The sequence below is a fragment of the Leifsonia sp. fls2-241-R2A-40a genome (assembly GCF_030209575.1).
In the GTDB taxonomy this organism is placed as follows: domain Bacteria; phylum Actinomycetota; class Actinomycetes; order Actinomycetales; family Microbacteriaceae; genus Leifsonia.
The window spans coordinates 1,905,883-1,924,601 of sequence record NZ_JARVRS010000001.1 but is presented as its reverse complement, the minus strand read 5'-3'; the positions used below and the strand labels follow the sequence as shown (position 1 = coordinate 1,924,601).

General features: G+C 70.1%; 17 protein-coding genes. 9 read left to right on the top strand and 8 right to left on the bottom strand.

The window, feature by feature from the left end:
• The first annotated feature begins 191 nt into the window (after positions 1-191).
• On the top strand, positions 192-761 hold the full coding sequence (locus QRN40_RS09660) for an arsenate reductase/protein-tyrosine-phosphatase family protein (RefSeq protein WP_285115385.1): 570 nt from the start codon (positions 192-194) through the stop codon (positions 759-761).
• Between the two features lie 88 nt (positions 762-849).
• Positions 850-1,272: an FAD synthase family protein gene (locus QRN40_RS09655; RefSeq protein ID WP_285115384.1), complete on the top strand. Its 423-nt coding sequence runs from the start codon at positions 850-852 to the stop codon at positions 1,270-1,272.
• Here QRN40_RS09655 and pip read toward each other — a convergent pair.
• Together pip and ypfJ are read right to left on the bottom strand one after the other, a co-directional pair.
• On the bottom strand, positions 1,261-2,313 hold the full coding sequence (gene pip / locus QRN40_RS09650; RefSeq protein WP_285115383.1) for a prolyl aminopeptidase: 1,053 nt from the start codon (positions 2,311-2,313) through the stop codon (positions 1,261-1,263). The genes QRN40_RS09655 and pip overlap by 12 nt on opposite strands.
• 41 nt (positions 2,314-2,354) lie before the next feature.
• Positions 2,355-3,245, bottom strand: coding sequence for a KPN_02809 family neutral zinc metallopeptidase (gene ypfJ, locus QRN40_RS09645; RefSeq protein ID WP_285115382.1), 891 nt, complete (start codon positions 3,243-3,245; stop codon positions 2,355-2,357).
• A gap of 86 nt (positions 3,246-3,331) precedes the next feature.
• Between ypfJ and QRN40_RS09640 the strand changes: the two genes are divergently transcribed.
• Positions 3,332-4,300, top strand: coding sequence for a malate dehydrogenase (locus QRN40_RS09640; RefSeq protein WP_285117471.1), 969 nt, complete (start codon positions 3,332-3,334; stop codon positions 4,298-4,300).
• Positions 4,301-4,374: 74 nt separating this feature from the next.
• Here the strand turns inward: QRN40_RS09640 and QRN40_RS09635 are convergent, their stop codons facing one another.
• From QRN40_RS09635 to recQ, 3 genes are all read right to left on the bottom strand, one after another.
• The gene (locus tag QRN40_RS09635) at positions 4,375-6,483 is read right to left on the bottom strand and encodes an acyl-CoA dehydrogenase family protein (protein WP_285115381.1); all 2,109 of its coding nucleotides are present in this window, start codon (positions 6,481-6,483) and stop codon (positions 4,375-4,377) included.
• 314 nt (positions 6,484-6,797) lie between these two features.
• Positions 6,798-7,277, bottom strand: coding sequence for a DapH/DapD/GlmU-related protein (locus QRN40_RS09630; RefSeq protein ID WP_285115380.1), 480 nt, complete (start codon positions 7,275-7,277; stop codon positions 6,798-6,800).
• Between the two features lie 281 nt (positions 7,278-7,558).
• Positions 7,559-9,550: a DNA helicase RecQ gene (recQ, locus tag QRN40_RS09625; RefSeq protein ID WP_285115379.1), complete on the bottom strand. Its 1,992-nt coding sequence runs from the start codon at positions 9,548-9,550 to the stop codon at positions 7,559-7,561.
• A 98-nt stretch (positions 9,551-9,648) separates the two neighbouring features.
• Between recQ and QRN40_RS09620 the strand changes: the two genes are divergently transcribed.
• A complete protein-coding gene (locus QRN40_RS09620) occupies positions 9,649-10,212 on the top strand; it encodes a dihydrofolate reductase family protein (protein WP_285115378.1) in 564 nt (187 codons plus the stop codon).
• Positions 10,212-11,078, top strand: coding sequence for a DMT family transporter (locus QRN40_RS09615; protein ID WP_285115377.1), 867 nt, complete (start codon positions 10,212-10,214; stop codon positions 11,076-11,078). Before QRN40_RS09620 ends, QRN40_RS09615 begins: the two co-directional genes overlap by 1 nt.
• Before the next feature lie 92 nt (positions 11,079-11,170).
• Here the strand turns inward: QRN40_RS09615 and QRN40_RS09610 are convergent, their stop codons facing one another.
• Together QRN40_RS09610 and QRN40_RS09605 are read right to left on the bottom strand one after the other, a co-directional pair.
• Positions 11,171-11,641: a MarR family winged helix-turn-helix transcriptional regulator gene (locus tag QRN40_RS09610; protein WP_285115376.1), complete on the bottom strand. Its 471-nt coding sequence runs from the start codon at positions 11,639-11,641 to the stop codon at positions 11,171-11,173.
• Positions 11,625-13,367, bottom strand: coding sequence for an MFS transporter (locus tag QRN40_RS09605; protein ID WP_285115375.1), 1,743 nt, complete (start codon positions 13,365-13,367; stop codon positions 11,625-11,627). The genes QRN40_RS09610 and QRN40_RS09605 overlap by 17 nt, the downstream gene beginning before the upstream one ends.
• A gap of 158 nt (positions 13,368-13,525) precedes the next feature.
• On the opposite strand from QRN40_RS09605, the gene QRN40_RS09600 reads away from it, so the two are divergent.
• Both QRN40_RS09600 and QRN40_RS09595 read left to right on the top strand, forming a co-directional pair.
• On the top strand, positions 13,526-14,290 hold the full coding sequence (locus QRN40_RS09600) for an SDR family NAD(P)-dependent oxidoreductase (RefSeq protein ID WP_285115374.1): 765 nt from the start codon (positions 13,526-13,528) through the stop codon (positions 14,288-14,290).
• Between the two features lie 162 nt (positions 14,291-14,452).
• Entirely contained in the window at positions 14,453-15,571 is a 1,119-nt protein-coding gene (locus QRN40_RS09595; RefSeq protein WP_285115373.1) for an endo-1,4-beta-xylanase, read from the top strand.
• A 66-nt stretch (positions 15,572-15,637) separates the two neighbouring features.
• Here the strand turns inward: QRN40_RS09595 and QRN40_RS09590 are convergent, their stop codons facing one another.
• Positions 15,638-16,267: a LysE family translocator gene (locus QRN40_RS09590; RefSeq protein ID WP_285115372.1), complete on the bottom strand. Its 630-nt coding sequence runs from the start codon at positions 16,265-16,267 to the stop codon at positions 15,638-15,640.
• Between the two features lie 44 nt (positions 16,268-16,311).
• On the opposite strand from QRN40_RS09590, the gene QRN40_RS09585 reads away from it, so the two are divergent.
• Positions 16,312-17,232, top strand: a complete 921-nt coding sequence (locus QRN40_RS09585; protein WP_285115371.1) for a cytochrome c oxidase assembly protein — start codon at positions 16,312-16,314, stop codon at positions 17,230-17,232.
• A gap of 82 nt (positions 17,233-17,314) precedes the next feature.
• Positions 17,315-18,703, top strand: coding sequence for an LLM class flavin-dependent oxidoreductase (locus tag QRN40_RS09580; RefSeq protein ID WP_285115370.1), 1,389 nt, complete (start codon positions 17,315-17,317; stop codon positions 18,701-18,703).
• Positions 18,704-18,719: the final 16 nt, after the last annotated feature.

Here is an 18,719-nt window from a genome sequence, read left to right as displayed (position 1 = left end):
CAATGCTGGTTAGTTCACGAACAGAAAACGAAGGTGAGACCAGGCCTTCTGCGCGGAGCTTCCCTGCAACCTAGCAGAGCGTTGGCCGTTTAGCGGATCGTAACCGGCAAACCTACCGGCAGTCGCGGGAAGCCACCAGGAGACTATAACCCCCCAATTCGGGTGGTAGTCCAATCGGACAGAATGGAGACATGCCCTTCCGCATCCTCACCGTCTGCACGGGCAACATCTGCCGCTCGCCCGCGATGCAGTACGTCCTGGCCCAGGAATTGGAGTCCGACGGACGATTCTCGGTCACCTCTGCCGGCACCCACGCTGAGGTCGGCTGGCCGGTCCATCCCCCCATGGACCGGATGCTGGAGGAGCGCGGAATCGAGGTGGACCGCTTCTCGGCGCGGCAGGCCGACCGCCAGCTGCTGCTCGGCTCGGACCTCATCCTGACGGCGACGCAGCAGCACCGCGCCTGGGTGATGGAGCATGTTCCCGCCGTCGTCCGGCGGGTCTTCACCTTCACCGAGTTCGACGAGGCGTCCGCCGACGCACCGGAGGGCCTCTCTCCCGCCGACCTCGTTGCCTGGGCCGCGGCCCACCGGCCGACCCAGCGCGTCCGTTCGCTCGGGTCGGCGACCCGGCGCGGTTACGACGAGGGCGACATCCTTGATCCGTACGGCCGGGGCGAGGCCGCTTTCGTCGCTGCGCTCGGCCAGATCGACCCGCTGGCCCAGCGGGTGGCACACACCCTCCGAGCGACCAGGAGCTGATCCGCCCGATCCCCCCGTCACCCCTGGTGACAAATCCTCACTAATACGCCAGAATGGTGAGGATATCTCAAACCCAAGGGGGGAAGCCGTGACCCGACGCGTCGGCTACGCCGCAGGAGCATTCGATCTGTTCCACATCGGACACCTGAACATCCTGAAACACGCCAAGAGTCAGTGCGACTACCTCATCGCAGGCGTCGTCTCCGACGAGATGCTCGGACTGACCAAAGGCATCTCGCCGGTCATCCCGCTCGCCGAGCGCCTGGAGATCGTCCGCAGCATCGACTACGTCGACGAGGCGGTCGCCGAGACGGTCCCCGACAAGCTCGACATGTGGCGCGAGCTGCAGTTCGACGTCTTCTTCAAGGGCGACGACTGGCGCGGCACCGAGAAGGGACTCCGCCTCGAGCGCGAGTTCGCGGCGGTCGGCGTCGAGGTCGTGTACTTCCCGTACACGATGACCACGTCGTCCACCCAGTTGCGGCAGGCGCTCGCGGCACTAGCCGGCTGAGTCGTCCTCCATACCGGTCGGCTCCTCGGTGTCGTCCGGTTGTTCGGCGTCCGCCGACTCTTCGGCGTCCGCCGACTCGTCGGCGTCCGCGGCGAAGCGGTCCGTCGCCTCGATCAGCGCATCCAGGATGCCCGGCTCGTCGAAGGCGTGCCCCGCATCCGGGATCATGCGCAGGTCCGCCTCCGGGAGCGCCCGGTGCAGATCCCACGCCGTCATCGGCGGGGTGCACACGTCGTAGCGGCCCTGCACGATCACCGTCGGGATGCCGGCGAGCTTCGGGGCGTCACGGATCAGCTGGCCCTCCTCGAACCAGCCGCCGTTGACGAAGTAGTGGTTCTCGATGCGCGCGAAGGCCACCGCGTAGTCCTGCTCCGTGAACGACGCCACGAGTTCGGGACGCGGCAGCAGGGTGATGGTCGACGACTCCCACCGCGACCAGGCCACGGCGGCGGGCTGGTGCACAGCCGGGTCCGGGTCGGAGAGCAGCCGGTGGTACGCCCGCATCAGGTGCGACCGCTCCCCCGCGGGCACGGGCTCGATGAACCCCTCCCACAGGTCGGGGAAGAGCGCCGCCGCGCCGCCCTCGTAGAACCAGTCCAGCTCCTGCGCACGCAGGGTGAAGATGCCGCGCAGCACCAGCTCGGTCACCCGGTCCGGATGCGTCTCCGCGTAGGCGAGCGCGAGCGTGCTGCCCCACGAGCCGCCGAACACCTGCCAGCGCTCGACCTCGAGGTGCTCGCGCAGGCGCTCGATGTCCTCCACCAGGTGCCAGGTCGTGTTCACGGCCAGGTCCGCCTCGGGCTCGCTGGCGTGCGGCAGACTGCGCCCGCACATTCGCTGATCGAACAGCACGATGCGGTATCGCTCCGGATCGAACAGCCGACGGTGCGCCGGCGTCGTCGCGCCGCCCGGTCCACCGTGCAGGAAAACGACCGGCTTCCCTTCCGGGTTTCCGCTCACTTCCCAGTAAAGCTGCTGGTCATCGCCCACATCGAGCATGCCGCTGTCGTAGGGCTCGATCTCCGGGTACAGGGTCCGCATGGGTCGAGGCTAGCGGGATACCGCGCCCCTTCCGTGCCAGGTCAGAGGCCGGATCCGGGGACGGAGAACGTGTCGCAGGCCTTCGCGCCCTGCTTGTAGCCGGTCGAGAACCAGCGCTGGCGCTGCTCGGCCGAGCCGTGCGTCCATCCCTCGGGGTCCACGCTTCCCGTCGCGGCCTTCTGGATGCGGTCGTCGCCGACCGCCGCCGCGGCACTCAGGGCGTCCGCGATCTGCGCGTCAGTGATCGGCTCGAGGAAGGGTCGGCCGTTCTCGTCCGCTGTGCTCGACGCCGCGCCGGCCCAGCTTCCCGCGAAGCAGTCCGCCTGCAGCTCGGTGCGCACGCTGTCCGACGTCGGACCGGTCTCGCGGCCGGCGTGCTGCTCCATGATGCCGCCGATGTTCTGGATGTGGTGGCCCCACTCGTGCGCGACCACGTACATCTCGGCCAGCGGCCCACCGCTCGCGCCGAAGCGCGTGCGCAGCTCGTCGTAGAAGCCGGTGTCGACGTACAGGGTGCGGTCGGGCGGGCAGTAGAACGGGCCGACGGCGCTCGTCGCGGAACCGCATCCCGTGCCCGTCTGGTCGGTGAAGAGCACGAACTCGGGCGACGAGTAGCCGGCGCCCAGTTGCGGGAGCTCCTTCGACCAGTAGGTGTCGAGGGAGGCGGCCACCCCCTGCATCCGGCAGTCGATGCTCGCGTTCGCCTCGGCGCCCGACTTGCAGGAAACCGCCTGGTCGCCGGTGCCGATCTGCTGCGTGCTGGAGCCCTGGTCTCCCCCGCCGACCAGGCCGGTCAGGTCGACGCCCAGGAACTGGGAGATGAGCAGGATGGCGATGGCCCCCAGGCCCACACCGCCCGTCGCGATACCCGCTGTACGGCCACGGCGGCGGACCCGCCCTCCACTGATGTCGGCATTCGGATCGAACGTCATGCCCCACAACGTACGCCGCGATCCGCGAGGTCCTGGCGTGGTCGCGGCGGTCTAGGCTCGGCTGCGTGAGCGCATCCACGAGCCCTGTGAACGTCACCGTGACCGGGGCGGCCGGGCAGATCGGCTATGCCCTGCTGTTCCGCATCGCCTCGGGCCAGCTGCTCGGGCGGGAGACGCCCGTGCGGCTCCGCCTGCTGGAGATCCCCGCGGGCCTGCGGGCGGCCGAGGGGACCGCCCTGGAGCTGGAGGACGGCGCCTACCCGCTGCTGCACGGCGTCGACGTGACCGACGACGCCCGGGCCGCCTTCGACGGGGTGAACGTGGCACTGCTCGTCGGCGCCCGGCCGCGTGGACCCGGGATGGAGCGCAGCGACCTGCTCGAGGCCAACGGCGCGATCTTCGGTCCGCAGGGTGCGGCGATCAACGCGGGCGCCGCCCCCGACGTGCGCGTGCTCGTCGTCGGGAACCCGGCCAACACGAACGCCCTCATCGCGAGCGCCCACGCGCCGGACGTGCCCCGCGAGCGGTTCACCGCGATGACGCGCCTCGACCACAACCGGGCCGTCGCCCAGCTCGCCCGCCACCTCCACGTGCCGGTGCGGTCCGTGGAGGGCGTCATCGTGTGGGGCAACCACTCGGCGAGCCAGTACCCCGACTTGTCGCACGCGACGGTGGACGGGCGCCCGGCGACGGAGCTGGTGGACGAGCGCTGGCTGGCCGACGAGTACATCCCGCGGGTCGCCAAGCGCGGCGCGGAGATCATCGACGTCCGCGGGGCGTCATCGGCCGCGTCGGCGGCGAGCGCCGCCATCGACCACGTGCACGACTGGGTGAACGGGACGGGCGAACGCTGGACCAGCGCGGGCGTGGTGTCCGACGGGTCGTACGGCGTGCCGGAGGGCCTGGTGTCGTCGTTCCCGGTGCAGTCGGTCGACGGCGAGTGGCGGATCGTCCAAGGGCTGTCCGTGGACGCGTTCTCGCGCGAGCGCATCGACGCGTCCGTCGCCGAGCTCGTGGCCGAGCGCGACGCGGTGCGCGCCCTCGGGCTGCTGTAGCCCCGTCTCGATTCGTCACGAATGTCGCTCATTCGTGACGAATGAACGACATTCGTGACGAACCCCTGCCGGGGTCAGCGCTTCTTCTGCGACTTCTCCTGCGTGGGGAGGGTGCCGGCGGCACGGCGCTCGGCGTAGTAGGCGCGAGCCTCCGCCTGGCGCTCCGCCTCCGCACCCGACGCGATCTTCGCCCGGACGAGCTCGGGACCGTAGCCGAACGCATCCACCAGGTCGACGGCGTGCGGGCGGATGCGCGTCAGCAGCCGGTCGATGTACGCACGGACCGCCTGCGCCCGCTGGGGCGAGAGGCGTCCGTTCATCAGGTACCAGGCGAGGTGCTTCTCGATCAGCCCGAAGCCGAACAGGTCGCGGAGCCAGGTGAGGACCTGCTTCGTGCCGGCGTCCGGAGCCTGCTCCAGCGCGTCCGTGAACGCCTCCCACTGCAGCAGCTCGGCGTGAGCGCGAGCCGCCTCGATGAGCTCGTTCTGCTGCGAGTTGAACAGGTCGGCGGCGGCCTTCTTGCCCAGCTTGGACGCGGGGCGCAGGCGGCCGGCGATCTGAGCGATCATCGTCTCAACCCGCGCCGTGAGCAGTTCGCGCTGCGTGGTCGGCTCCTGCAGCCAGTTGACCGCCCGGGCGGTCGAACCGAAGTCGCGGACCGTCTGAGCCGCGCTCCGGAGACCGGTGCCGTGGTACGCCTTGCCCGCCGCCTGGGTGACGACGTAACGGGCGAGCGCCCCGGCGTCCGCCTTGGCGAACTTGCGGCTGTAGTCGGTCAGCAGACGCTTCGCGACGAGCTGCAGCAGCACGTTGTTGTCGCCCTCGAACGTGACCCAGATATCCAGGTCCTGGCGGAGGGACGTGAGCCGGTTCTCGGTGAGGAATCCGGACCCGCCGCACGCCTCGCGCGCCTCCTGCAGCGTGTCGAGCGCATGCCACGTGCTCAACGGCTTGAGGGCGGCCGCGATGGTCTCCAGGTCCTGCCGGTCCGTGTCGGTGTCCGTCTTGCCGCTGAACACGTCGTCGAACTTCTTCAGGAACACCTCGTGGGCGAAGCTCGCGGCGTACGTGGTGGCCAGCAGCGGAAGCAGGCGGCGCTGGTGGCGCTGGTAGTCGAGGATGACCTCTTCGTCCGAGTCGCTTCCCGCGGTGAACTGACGGCGCTGGTCGCCGTACGTGATCGCGATCTTCAGTCCGATCTTCGCGGCGATCACCGCGGACCCGTCGAGCGAGACGCGTCCCTGGACCAGCGTGCCGAGCATCGTGAAGAAGCGGCGCCCGGGGCTCTCGATCGGGGAGGTGTACGTGCCGTCCTCCGCGACGTCGCCGTAGCGGTTCAGCAGGTCGGTGCGCGGGATGCGGACGCCGGTGAAGTGCAGGCGGCCGTTGTCGATGCCGTTGAGGCCGCCCTTCTGGCCGTCGTCCTCTCCGCCGATGCCCGGCAGGAAGTCGCCGTTCGCATCCCGGATGGGGACGTAGAAGGCGTGCACGCCGTGGTTGACGTTCTTCGTGATCAGCTGGGCGAAGACCACCGCGGCGGTCGCATCCACAGCGGCGTTGCCGAGGTAGTCCTTCCACGCGCCCCGGAACGGGGTGTCGATCACGAACTCCTGGGTCTCCGGGTCGTACGTCGCGGTGGTGGCGACGCTCGCGACGTCGGAGCCGTGCCCGGTCTCGGTCATGGCGAAGGCGCCGGGGACATCCAGCGACATGATCGCGGGCAGGTACTTCTTGTGGTGCTCCTCGGTGCCGAGGTGCATCACCGCCGAGCCGAAGAGCCCCCACTGCACGCCAGACTTGATCTGGACGGACGGGTCGGCTGCGACGAGCTCCTCGAACGCGGCGATGTTGCCGCCGTTGTCCTCACGGCCGCCGACCGACTTCGGGAAGGCGCGGTGCACCTGGCCGTTCTCGACCAGCAGCTTCAGCTGCCCGAAGACGCGCGTGCGGTGGTCGGCGACGGACAGCCCCTCCTGCTTCTGCATCTCCGGACGCGACGACAGCTCGCGCGACGCCAGGCGGGCCTCCGCCCACTCACCGAGCAGCTGACGACCGAGCGCCTCGACGTCGACGCGCGGCGCCGCGCCGGTGGGCGCCGTCTGCGCGGTTCGGGCTGGCTCGGGAGCTTTCGCCGGGGTGGATGAGGGGGTGGCGCTCGGGACGCGTTCGGCAGTGTCGACCATGACGTCTCCTATCGAAATCGTGGGATGCCGCCACGCTACGACCGGGCCGCCCGGAACCGGAAACCGTCGGTGCGCCGCCTACAAACCGCGCATCCGACGCCCGACCGTTCGTTTGTGGGAACCTCCAAAACCGGGGCCGCCGCCCGTGAGAAGCCGCACAACGCGCGGAGCCGCCTCACACGGGTTGCGTAGCCGCCTCGCGCGGGTTGTGTAGCCGCCGAGCACAGGAAAAGCGCCGCCCCGGAGGTTCCGGGAGCGGCGCTTTTGCTGTGCTCGGCGGCTGCGGGCCGCGGGTGTCGGGGTGGGGCCGGGGGTCAGGCGGCGCGGCGGGTGCGCGGGAGGCGGGTGTCCCGCTGCTGCGGGCGCGGAGCCCGGAGCGGGGTGGCGAGGGCCGCCCGTGCGGCTGCCGCTCCCTTGAGCTCGATGACCGAGCCTGCGGGAACCTGCGTGTCGCGCTCGAGGCGCGCGCCGTTGCCGACCATCGCGTTCTCGCCCAGCTTCACGCCGCTGCCGATCTTCGCGCCGCTGCCGACGATGCATCCCGCACCGACGTGGACGTTCGCTCCGACGAAGGTGCGGTCCCCCACGGTCGCGCCCTTGTCGATCCAGCTGCCGGCTCCGACGTACGCCTCCATGCCGACGCGCGCGTCAGCCTCCACGTACGCGGTCGGCTCGATATAGGCCGACTCGGCCACTCGCGCGGACGGCGAGACGAGGCCCCGGCCGTTCACGTGACGCTTGTACTTGACGACGGCGCCGGTCTCATCCTCGAGCTCTTCGATCATTCGTGCCATCTACTACTTCCTCCTTCGAGATCGCCGCAGTAATCGTTCAATGTCATAACGTCGGGCGGCCGGAAAGAATTCCCTGGTCGCCCGCCCGAACGACGGACGGTACGCCGCTGTTCCCGGTCTGCAAAGGGGCGCGTGCGTCGGAGTACCGGCCCCGACTCTCCGACGCACCGCGGTGCAGCAGGAGAATCGCGCCCGATCCGGGCGAATCTCCGCCGATGGCGGCCCGATCTCCGACGCTGCGGGGGCCCGGGGACCGGCTGCGGGAGCCGGCCCCGGGCGGGTCAGGCGGTCGCGTCGGCGATGACGGTGAGGAGCGCCTCGCCGTAGGCGTCGCGCTTCTTGGCTCCGATGCCGCTGATGCCGTCGAGGTCGGCGAGGGAGGCGGGGCGGGCCGCGGCGACGGCGCGCAGGGTCGCATCGCCGAAGACGATGTAGGCGGGGATGCCCTGCTCGCGGGCCTGACCTGCGCGCCAGGTGCGCAGCGCCTCGAAGAGGGGCTGGTCGGCCGCGGCCAGGTCGGCGGATGCCGTGCTGCGGGAGCTGCGCGCCGCACGTTCCGGACGGTCGGGCTCGCGCCGCAGCACCACGGAGCGTCCGCCGGTCAGCACCTCCGGGCTCGCGGGCGTCAGGGTCAGCACGCCGTACTCGCCCTCAGGCTTCAGCAACTCTTGGGCGATGAGCTGGCGGACGACCCCGCGCCACTGGCTCTCGCTCAGGTCGTCGCCGATCGCCCAGGTGGAGAGCCGGTCGTGGCCGTACTGGTCGACGCGGGGCGTGCGCTTGCCGCGCAGGATGTCGACCAGGTGCCCTGCACCGAACTTCTGGTTGCGCTCGCGCTGCAGGCGGACCACCGTCGACAGCAGCTTCTGGGCGGGGACCGTGCCGTCCCAGGTCTCCGGCGGCGTCAGGCAGGTGTCGCAGTTGCCGCACGGCCCGGACGACTGCCCGAAGTAGGCGAGCAGGTTGATGCGACGGCACTGGACGGTCTCGCACAGGGCGAGCATCGCATCCAGGTGCTGCGTCAGCCGACGGCGGTGCGCGAGGTCGCCCGGAGAGTCGTCGATCATGCGGCGCTGCTGCACGACGTCTTGCAGGCCGTACGCCAGCCACGCGGTCGACGGCAGACCGTCACGGCCGGCGCGACCCGTCTCCTGGTAGTACCCCTCCACCGACTTGGGCAGGTCGATGTGCGCGACGAAGCGTACGTCGGGCTTGTCGATGCCCATGCCGAAGGCGATGGTCGCGACGACGATGACACCCTCCTCGCGGAGGAAGCGCGCCTGCGTCTCCGCCCGCTGCCGGGCCTCGAGGCCGGCGTGATACGGCAGCGCGGTCAGGCCGCGCGACAACAGGAACTCGGCCGTCTTCTCGACCGACGCCCGCGACAGCGCGTAGACGATCCCGGCATCGTTCGGGTGCTCGCTGGTGATGAAGTCGAGCAGCTGCTTGCGTGGCTCGGCCTTGGGCACGATGCGGTACTGGATGTTCGGACGGTCGAAGTCGGAGACGAAGTGCTCCGCGCCCTCGAGCCGCAACCGGGAGGTCAGCTCGCGGTGGGTCGCCTCGGTCGCCGTGGCCGTGAGGGCGATGCGCGGGACGTCGGGCCAGCGATCGGCGAGCTCGGAGAGCGCGAGGTAGTCGGGACGGAAGTCGTGGCCCCACTGGGACACGCAGTGCGCCTCGTCGATGGCGAACAGTGCGACCGTGCCGCGTTCGAGGAAGCGCTTCGTCGCCTCGGACGACAGCCGCTCCGGCGCCACGTAGAGCACGTCGAGCTCACCCGCCAGGTAGGCCCGCTCGACCGCGGATCGCGCCGCCGCGTCTTGCGTGGAGTTGAGGAAGGCGGCGCGCACGCCGACCGCCATCAGCGCATCCACCTGGTCTTGCATGAGGGCGATCAGCGGCGAGACGACCACGCCGGTGCCCTCGCGGAGCAGCGACGGGATCTGGTAGCAGAGGCTCTTCCCGCCGCCGGTGGGCATGAGGACGACCGCGTCGCCGCCGGCCGTCACGCGCTCGATGATCGCCTGCTGCTGGCCGCGGAACCCGTCGTACCCGAAGACCGTCTTCAGCGCCTCGGCGGCCGACCCGTACTGCGGCGGGGTCGCGCGCACGACGGGCGGTGCCGCGGCGACCGCCGCACCACCCGACCGCGCCGCGCCACCCGACCGCGGCGCTCCGGCGTACGGGTCGCCGAACTCGGGGAAGGGCGGCTCCTCGTCGAGAGGAGGCGCGTCCCGGTCGTCGGGGATCCAGCCGTCGGTGAAGCTCATCCCTCGATCGTAACGGCGGCCGCCGACCCCGGGCCGGGAGCGGCGGATCTGTGGATGACGCGCGCACCCGCAACCACCACTCGGGTACCATCGCCCACATGCGCCGGCTCATCGTGACGGAGTTCATGACCCTCGACGGCGTCGTCGAGGCGCCCGGCGGCGAGCCGACCCACCGGCACTCCGGCTGGACCATCCCGTTCAGCTCCGACGATCTCCGCGGGTTCAAGCTGCGCGAGATCCTGGAGGCGGAATCCCTGCTCCTCGGCCGCCGCACCTACGAGCAGTTCGCCGACGCGTGGCCGTCGCGCGAGGGCGAGTTCGCGGACACGATGAACGCCCTGCCCAAGGCGGTCGCCACCTCCCGGCCCGGCGAGCTCGTCTGGAACGCCACCGCCCTGGAGGCTCCGGTGCGAGCCTCGGTGCAGTCGCTGAAGGACGGCGACGGCGGCCCCATCCTCGTCGCGGGCAGCGCATCCCTGGTCAAGTCGCTCCTGGTCTGGGGGCTCGTCGACGAGCTGCGCCTGCTCGTCTACCCCGTGCTCATCGGCGGCGGGCTGCGCGTCTTCCCGGACGACCGCGAGAAGTGGACGTTCGAGCTGACCGAGCTGAGGCGCTTCCACTCGGGCGCGGTGCTGCACACGTACCGTCTGGCCGGGAGCTGATGCCGGCGGCAGTCCTCGGGCTGCTGAGCGCCATCGTCTACGGATCCGCCGACTTCTTCGGCGGGGTGGCCGCGCGGCGCATCGGCCCGGTCCGCGCCACGGCGGTCGGCGCGGTCAGCGGGCTCGCCCTGCTGCTGCTCGCCTTCCCGATCGTCGGCGGCGAGTGGTCCGCCGCTGCGGTCGGCTGGGGCGCCCTCTCGGGCCTCGTGGGAACGGTCGCCATCGGCCTCCTCTACGCCTGCCTGGCGATCGGGCCGATGAGCATCCTCTCGCCGCTCACTGCACTGGTGTCGGCGCTCATCCCGATGACCTGGGGACTGATCGGCGGCGACCGGTTCGGGCTCGTCGGTTCGGTCGCCCTCGGGCTCGCCCTGGTCGCGGTGGTGCTGGTCGGTTTCGTCCCGGAGAAGGGGGCCGTGCGCCCCAGCGGGCGAGCACTGCTGATGGCGGTGGCGGCGGGCGCGCTGATCGGGGTCTTCCTCATCCTGCTCGACCAGACTCCGCCCGATTCGGGGGTCGTCCCGCTGCTCGCCAACCGCGCGGTGAACGGCGCCGTGATGTGGACGCTGGTCGGCATCCTGGTACTCCGTTCGCGCCGTCGGCACCGGGTGGATGCGGTGCCCCGGTTCGATCGGCGCGGTACCGGCATCGCGTCCGCCGGAGGCGCGCTGGATGCGACGGCCAACCTCCTCATCCTGATCGGGCTGCGGGTGGGCGATCTGACGACGATGTCCGTCCTCGTCGCCCTGTATCCGGCCGGGACCATCCTGCTCGCCGCCGTCGTGCTGCGTGAGCGCGTCGCCCCCGTGCAGTGGGTGGGCCTGGCCCTCGCCGTGACCGCAGCCGCCCTGCTAGCCCTGGACTAAGCCGGGGCATCGAGTGGTGAGTGGATGCGCGAATCAGCGTCGAGTGGCGACACCATGTCGCAACTCGACGGGGGCCCGCGCGCAGCGGTGGGTCAGGACGCGGGCGGCGGCACGACGTGCGCGGCCTGCTCCAGCGCGGGGAGCGCGACGCTGATCGCCTCGACCTGCTCGGGCGTCAGCTCGCGGAGGATGTCCGCGACGGCCCGGGCACGGTCCGACCGCGCCTCCAGCAGCAGCGTCGAGCCCGCCTCCGTGCCGGAGACGAACAGCGAGCGACGGTCCTCCGGGTCCGGCGCGCGCTCCACGAGGCCGCGGGCCTCGAGCTCGGCGACGATGCGCGTGATGGTCGGAGCGGCCGCGACTTCGATGGCGGCGAGCTCGCTCGGTCGCAGCGGTCCCTGGCGCACGATGGTGCTGAGGGCGGAGAGCTGCCCGTGACTGAGTCCTCCGGTGGAGGAGCGGATGCGGCGGTTCAGGCGACCGACGGTCAGGGCCAGACGGCCGGGGACATCGTCGTCCGCTCCGGCCGCCGGCCGCTCGTCAGCTTCATGCGCGGTGGACACCGACTTCCTCGCCTTCCTCGGTGGCCACACGCTGGGGTGCGACGGCCTCCTCATGAACATACTTGGCCCCGCCGAGGAAGGATGCAACGGCGCCTATGACGCTCATGACGGCCGCCGCGATGAAGACGACGACGAGCCCGTCGTGGAACGGCCCCGAGATGAGCTGCGGGAAGAACTCCTTGCCGGTCAGGGTGGCCCCGTCGACGTGCGGCGCGGTCAGGATCCCGGTCGGTCCCAGCAGGCTCTGGATGGGGTTGTAGCCGAGGAAGGCGGCGAACAGGCTGCCGACGGGCGGGGTGTTCCCGACCTGGGCGGCGATGTTCCCGGGCACGCCGTGCGAGGTCAGCCCGTTCGTCAGCGCCGAGGGCAGCGCGACCGACAGGCCGGCGATCATCAGCGAGAAGAAGATGCCGATGGAGAGGGAGCTGCCCGCGTTGAGGGCGACGCCGGCCATGCCGGAGGCGGCTCCGCGCTCGTTGGCGGGCACGCTGTTCATGATCGCCGTGCGGTTAGGCGACGAGAACAGACCGGAGCCGATTCCGTTGAGCCCGGTGAGAAGGGCGAACTGCCAGTACTCGAAGTTCACGGGGATGAGCAGCAGACCGATGAACGTCGCGGCGACCAGCAGCAGTCCGACGGTGGCGAAGCCGCGCGAGCCGTACCGGTCGGACAGCGCACCGGAGATCGGACCCGCGACCAGGAAGCCGATCGTGATCGGCAGCATGTAGATACCGGCCCAGAGCGGCGTCGACTCGTAGCTGTAGCCGTGCAGCGGCAGCCAGATCCCCTGCAGCCAGATGATGAGCATGAATTGGAGGCCGCCTCGCCCGATCGCGGCGAGGAAGCCTGCGAAGATGCCCGACGAGAACGCCCGGATGCGGAACAGCCGCATGTCGAACATCGGCGACGACACCCGCTGCTCGACGAAGACGAACGCGACCAGAAGCAGGATGCCGCCGGTGATCGAGCCGAGGACCCACGGGTTCCCCCAGCCCTGCGACGACCCTCCGTAGGGCTGGATGCCGTAGGTGATGCCGGTGAGGAGGGCGATCAGTCCGACGCCGAAGGTGGCGTTGCCGATCCAGTCGATGCGGCCCGGGTTCTTCTGCCCGACCTCGTGCAGCGACTTGATCGACCAGATGGTTCCGATCACGCCGAAGGGCACGGAGACGAAGAAGACCGCGCGCCAGTCGATCTCGGCGAGGATGCCGCCGAGGATGAGTCCGATGAAGCTGCCCGCGATCGCGGCGACCTGATTGAGCCCGAGCGCGAAGCCGCGCTTGTTCGCGGGGAAGGCGTCGGTCAGGATCGCGGTCGAGTTTGCGAAGAGCATCGCGCCGCCGACACCCTGGACGAACCGCCAGACGATCAGCCAGAGGGCGCCCGGGCCTCCGCTGAACGGGTCGAGGCACAGCGCGATGGCCGCCAGCGTGAAGATGACGAAGCCCAGGTTGTAGATGCGCACGCGTCCGAACTGGTCGCCCATCCGCCCGAACATCACGACGAGCACGGCGGTGACGAGCATGTAGCCCATCAGCATCCAGAGCAGGTAGGAGACGTTACCCGGCTCGAGCGGGTTCAGCTTGACGCCGGTGAAGATGGCGGGAAGCGAGATGATCACGATCGACGAATTGATCGTCGCCATGAGCATGCCGAGCGTGGTGTTGGAGAGCGCCACCCAGCGGTAGTGCGGGTGGTCTTTGGTGAAGATGCCGGAGCGGGCCACGGAAGTCCTTGTCAGAGTGCGCGCGTGTACGTGGAAACGGTTGTTTATATGCGTCAACTATATAACCGCGTGCGCTCTGCATCCATCCCGGGGCGGACGGGAATAACCTCATCCCTCACGTAATTGTACCGCTCAGTACACAATCCTGAGGAGGAGAAATGACCGATTCGACATCCACCACCACCGCCCTGATCACGGGGGCGACCAGCGGCATCGGACTGGCGATCGCCGAGCGGATCGCCGCCGACGGGGGCCACGTGTTCATCACCGGCCGCAACCAGGAGCGACTCGACGAGGCCGCCGACCGGGTGCGGGCCGCCGGGGCGAGCGACGTCACCGCGGTGCGCGGCGATGTCAGCAGCCTGGAGGATCTGGACACACTGTTCGCGGAGATCGACCGCGCGGGCAACGGGCTGGACATCGTGGTGGCGAACGCCGGCGGCGGCGAGTTCGGTTCGCTCGAGCAGACGACCTGGGAGCACTACCGCGACACGTTCGACCGCAACGTGGGCGGCACCGTGTTCACGATCGCCAGGGCCCTCCCGGTGCTGAACGACGGCGCCCGGATCGTGCTGCTCGGCTCGACCTCGGCGACGAAGGGAAGCGCATCCTTCGGGATGTACGCCGCGTCGAAGGCGGCCGTCCGGTCCCTCGGCCGCACGTGGGCGGCGGAGCTCGCACCCCGCGGCATCCGCGTGAACACGATCATCCCCGGCCCGACCGAGACACCCGGCCTCGCCGGACTCGCGCCCGAGGGCGCGTCGGCTTCGGACCTCCTCCAGGGTCTCGCGGCGGGGGTCCCGCTCGGCCGGCTGGCCCGCCCGCAGGAGATCGCGGAGGCGGTCCACTTCCTCGCGAGCGACGAGAGCTCGTTCGTGACGGGAGCGGAACTCTTCGCCGACGGCGGCCAGAACCAGTTCTGACCCGAGACCCGCGAGCGGCGGGGCAGCGCGCGTGCGCTGCCCCGCCGCTTCGGCATTCCCCTCGCGAATCCGGGTTTTCCAAAATCTTTGACACCCGTTCGGGGCGCACATTAGCTGGATGACGCAACAAATTCTGTCCGACGCTTACAAAGGAGTATCAGCGTGTCATTCCGTCTTCGTGCCGGTCTCATCACCACTGCGGTGATCGGGGCCGGAGCAGTCATCCTCTCCCAGGGAGCCGCCTTCGCGGCCCCCCCGGCCGCGCCGTCCCACCACAGCCCTGCTCCGGCGGACTCCCTCCGGTCGCTCGCCGCGCAGTCGGGCCTCCGCATCGGCACCGCGATCAACACCGACCTTCTCGCCTCCAACGACCAGTACCGCGCGATCGCCGCATCCCAGTTCTCCTCGGTCACTCCGGAGAACGTCATGAAGTGGGAGGTCGTCGAGCCGACCCAGGGCACCTACGACTGGGCCGCCGCCGACCGGCTCGTCGCGTTCGCCCAGCAGAACGACCAGCTGGTGCGCGGCCACACGCTCGTCTGGCACAGCCAGCTGCCCGCCTGGCTGACCGCGGCAGCACCGTCGATGACGCCGGACCAGCTCCGGGCCATCCTCAAGAAGCACGTCGTGGACGAGGTCACCCACTTCAAGGGCAAGATCTGGCAGTGGGATGTGGTCAACGAGGCGTTCAACGACGACGGGACGCTGCGCGACAGTATCTGGCTGCAGAAGCTCGGGCCGGGCTACATCGCCGATGCGTTCCGCTGGGCGCACCAGGCCGACCCGAAGGCCCTCCTCTTCTACAACGACTACAACATCGAGTTCACGGGGCCGAAGAGCAACGCGGTGTACCAGCTGGTCCAGGACCTGAAGGCGCGGGGCGTCCCGATCGACGGCGTCGGCTTCCAGACCCACCTGGACACCCAGTACCCGCTGCCGGACCTGCTGAACAACCTCCAGCGGTTCTCGAAGCTCGGGCTGAAGGTGGCCGAGACCGAGGTGGATGTGCGCACGACGCTGCCGGTCACGCCGGTCGAGCAGAACGCTCAGGTCGCCGGGTACACGACCACGCTGCAGGCGTGCCTCGCGGTGCGGGCGTGCCTCTCGTACACGGTGTGGGGCTTCGGCGACGCCTACTCGTGGGTGCCGGGAGTCTTCCCGGGCGAGGGAGCCGCGACCATCTACGACGAGAACCTCCAGCCCAAGCCGGAGTACACCGCGCTGCAGCAGACGCTGGCGCTGGCCGCAGGAACGCCAGGGCGCAACAACCCGCGGCGCTGACGGCAGTCACACCGCCGCAGAGAAGAAGGGGAGGGATCGGCTGATCCCTCCCCTTCTTTCACGCCCCTACGATTCGGCGCTGAGCGCGATCGTGCCGAGGCCCAGCGCCGCGAGGATGCCGGCCGAGATCCGCTCCAGCCACGTCGTCACCGCCGGCCGCTTCAGCCAGGCGACCGCCCGCCCCGCGAGCAGGGCGACCACCACGAGATAGAGGGAGCCCACCACCGCGACGACCGCGCCGAGGACGAGGGTGTTGCCGATCGCGGCGTCGTCGTGCGGGACGAACTGGGGCGCGATCGCCAGGAAGAACAGTCCGACCTTCGGATTCATCATCGTGGAGAGCATCCCGGCCGCGAAGCCGGAGCGCAGGGTCGTGCGGCGCAGGGCCGGCTCGACCCCGGTGCTGGTCCGCTTCCGGCTCGCGATGAAGGCCATCACGCCGAGGTAGACGAGGTACAGACCTCCGATGATCTTCAGAATCCGGTAGACCTCGGCGGACTGCTCCAGGAGGGCGGCGAGACCGAGCGCTACGGCGAGCGCCCACACCAGTGAGCCGAGCGCTGTGCCCGCGGCGGCGGCGATCCCGGCGCTCTGGCGGGACAGGCTGAACCGGAGTACCAGGAACGTGTCGGGTCCCGGCGTGAGGGCGAGGACGAGGCAGAGGCCCGCGAATGCGAGCAGGCTGGCGACGGTCATGCGACCAGTATGGAGCCTTCCCTCAGCCGCGCCTGCGACGCGAGTTGCAGAATGGGCCCGACCCCCACCGACCGGAGCCGACCACGCCACCTCTCGCCGTCTTCCTCAGCACCTGGTCCGTCGACCCCGCCGCCGCGATCGTCCTGCTGGCCGCCGCCGCGCTCTACCTCACGGGGGTGGCGCGCTTGCGGCGCCGCGGTCACCGGTGGCCGCTGCGCCTGACCGCCGCGTTCCTCCTCCTGGGCCTCGGCTCGTACGCCGTGGTCTCGTTCGGGTTCCTCGGCGCCGAGAGCACGGACCTCCGCTGGGCGTTCACGACGCGCATCGCGCTCCTGCTGTTCGTGGTGCCGGCGCTCCTCGCACTCGGCCGGCCGATCGCGCTCGCCCGCGTGGCGCTCGGCCTGCGCGGGCGTCGCCGCACGGACCGTGCGATGCGGTCGTGGCCCGCGCGGTTCTTCGGCAACGCGATGGCCGCGCCGCTCATCGCCTGCGCCGTGTTCCTGGTCTTCCTGACGCCCGTCGCGGCCATCCTCCGCGACTCCCCGTGGTCGGAGTGGACCATCTCGGTGCTCACGCCGCTCGCCGGGCTGGTGCTCGTCCTCCCGATCGCCGCCCACTCCGTCATCCACACGGCGTTCTTCATCACGGTCGAGTTCCTGCTGGCGTTCGTCGAGCTGCTGCTGGATGCGATCCCCGGCCTGCTCCTGCGCCTCAACGACGGCGTGCTCGATCACGCCCCCGCGATCGTCGCCCGCATGCCGTTCTGGTTCCCCACTCCGCTCCACGACCAGCACCTCTCGGGCGACTTCCTCTGGTTCATCGCCGAGATGGCCGACGTTCCGGTGCTCGTGCTCCTCTTCGTGCGCTGGATGCGCCTGGACCGCCGCGAGGGCCGCAAGCTGGACGAGCTGAGCGACGAGGAGATGGCGGAGCTCACCCGGCAGCACCTGCGGCAGCGGCCGTGAGGCGCCGAGGCGCCGAGGCGCCACCGTTACGCAGCGTGACGGTCCACGTGCGCGCCCAGCGGGCTTCGCCCATCCTGGAGCCATGACCAGGCAGATCCGCTTCAACGCTTTCGACATGAACTGCGTCGCCCACCAGTCGTCCGGGATGTGGCGTCACCCCGAGGACCAGGCGTGGCGGTACAAGGACCTCACCTACTGGACCGAGCTCGCCAAGCTGCTGGAGCGCGGTACCTTCGACGGCATCTTCATCGCCGACGTGCTGGGCACCTACGACGTCTACGGCGGGAGCAACGAGGCCGCGATCCGCCACGGCGCGCAGGTCCCGGTCAACGACCCCATCCTGCTGGTCTCCGCGATGGCGCTGGTGACCGAGAACCTGGGGTTCGGGATCACCGCGGGCACCGCCTACGAGCACCCCTACCCGTTCGCGCGCCGCATGTCGACGCTCGACCACCTGACCAACGGACGCGTCGGCTGGAACGTCGTCACGGGCTACCTCCCCTCCGCGGCCCGCAACATGGGGCACGACGACCAGCTGCAGCACGACGACCGGTACGACCACGCCGACGAGTACCTCGAGGTGCTGTACAAGCTGTGGGAGGGGTCGTGGGAGGACGACGCGGTCGTGCGCGACCGCGAGTCGGGCGTCTTCACCGACCCGTCGAAGGTGCACGAGATCGGCCACCGCGGCAAGCACTTCACCGTTCCGGGCATCCACCTGTCTGAGCCGAGCCCGCAGCGGACGCCGGTCATCTACCAGGCCGGCGCCTCCAAGCGCGGCATCTCGTTCGCCGCCGAGAACGCGGAGGCCATCTTCGTGGCCGCCTCCACCAAGGAGGGGCTGAAGGCCACCGTCGGCAAGCTCCGCGACGCACTCGAGGCGGCGGGACGCGACCGCTACTCCGCACGCATCTACACGCTGCTCACGATCATCACCGACGAGACGAGCGAGAAGGCGCAGGCCAAGTTCGAGGACTTCCTGCAGTACACGAGCGACGAGGGCGCACTCGTCTTCATGTCCGGCTGGATGGGCGTCGACCTTTCGCAGTACGACCTCGACGAGCCGATCGGCAACGTCGAGAGCAATGCCATCCAGTCGGCCGTCGCCAACTTCCAGCGCCCGAACGCCGAGGGCGGCGAGTGGACCGTGCGCGACATCGGCCGCAACGGGGCGATCGGCGGACTGGGCCCGTTCATCGTGGGTTCCGCCGTCGAGATCGCCGACCAGCTGCAGGAGTGGGTCGAGGACACCGACGTCGACGGGTTCAACCTCGCGTATGCCATCACACCGGGCACCTTCGAGGACATCGTCGAGTTCGTCATCCCGGAGCTGCGCCGCCGCGGGGCCTACCCCGAGGAGTACCAGCCGGGCACCTTGCGGAACAAGCTTCACGGCGCCGGCGACCGGCTGCCCTCGACGCATCGGGGTGCGCAGTACACCGTCGCCGCTCGCGCCGACCAGGGCGTGTAGGCCGTCGCTTTTCTAG

What these genes read in the sequence shown, in the direction of transcription:
- pip (WP_285115383.1), bottom strand. Translation starts at nt 2,313, where the DNA reads ATGCGGACCCTGTACCCGGAGATCGAGCCCTACGACAGCGGCATGCTC.
- ypfJ (WP_285115382.1), bottom strand. Translation starts at nt 3,245, where the DNA reads ATGACGTTCGATCCGAATGCCGACATCAGTGGAGGGCGGGTCCGCCGC.
- QRN40_RS09580 (WP_285115370.1), top strand. Translation starts at nt 17,315, where the DNA reads ATGACCAGGCAGATCCGCTTCAACGCTTTCGACATGAACTGCGTCGCC.
- QRN40_RS09635 (WP_285115381.1), bottom strand. Translation starts at nt 6,483, where the DNA reads ATGGTCGACACTGCCGAACGCGTCCCGAGCGCCACCCCCTCATCCACC.
- QRN40_RS09630 (WP_285115380.1), bottom strand. Translation starts at nt 7,277, where the DNA reads ATGGCACGAATGATCGAAGAGCTCGAGGATGAGACCGGCGCCGTCGTC.
- QRN40_RS09615 (WP_285115377.1), top strand. Translation starts at nt 10,212, where the DNA reads ATGCCGGCGGCAGTCCTCGGGCTGCTGAGCGCCATCGTCTACGGATCC.
- QRN40_RS09590 (WP_285115372.1), bottom strand. Translation starts at nt 16,267, where the DNA reads ATGACCGTCGCCAGCCTGCTCGCATTCGCGGGCCTCTGCCTCGTCCTC.
- QRN40_RS09660 (WP_285115385.1), top strand. Translation starts at nt 192, where the DNA reads ATGCCCTTCCGCATCCTCACCGTCTGCACGGGCAACATCTGCCGCTCG.
- recQ (WP_285115379.1), bottom strand. Translation starts at nt 9,550, where the DNA reads ATGAGCTTCACCGACGGCTGGATCCCCGACGACCGGGACGCGCCTCCT.
- QRN40_RS09620 (WP_285115378.1), top strand. Translation starts at nt 9,649, where the DNA reads ATGCGCCGGCTCATCGTGACGGAGTTCATGACCCTCGACGGCGTCGTC.
- QRN40_RS09600 (WP_285115374.1), top strand. Translation starts at nt 13,526, where the DNA reads ATGACCGATTCGACATCCACCACCACCGCCCTGATCACGGGGGCGACC.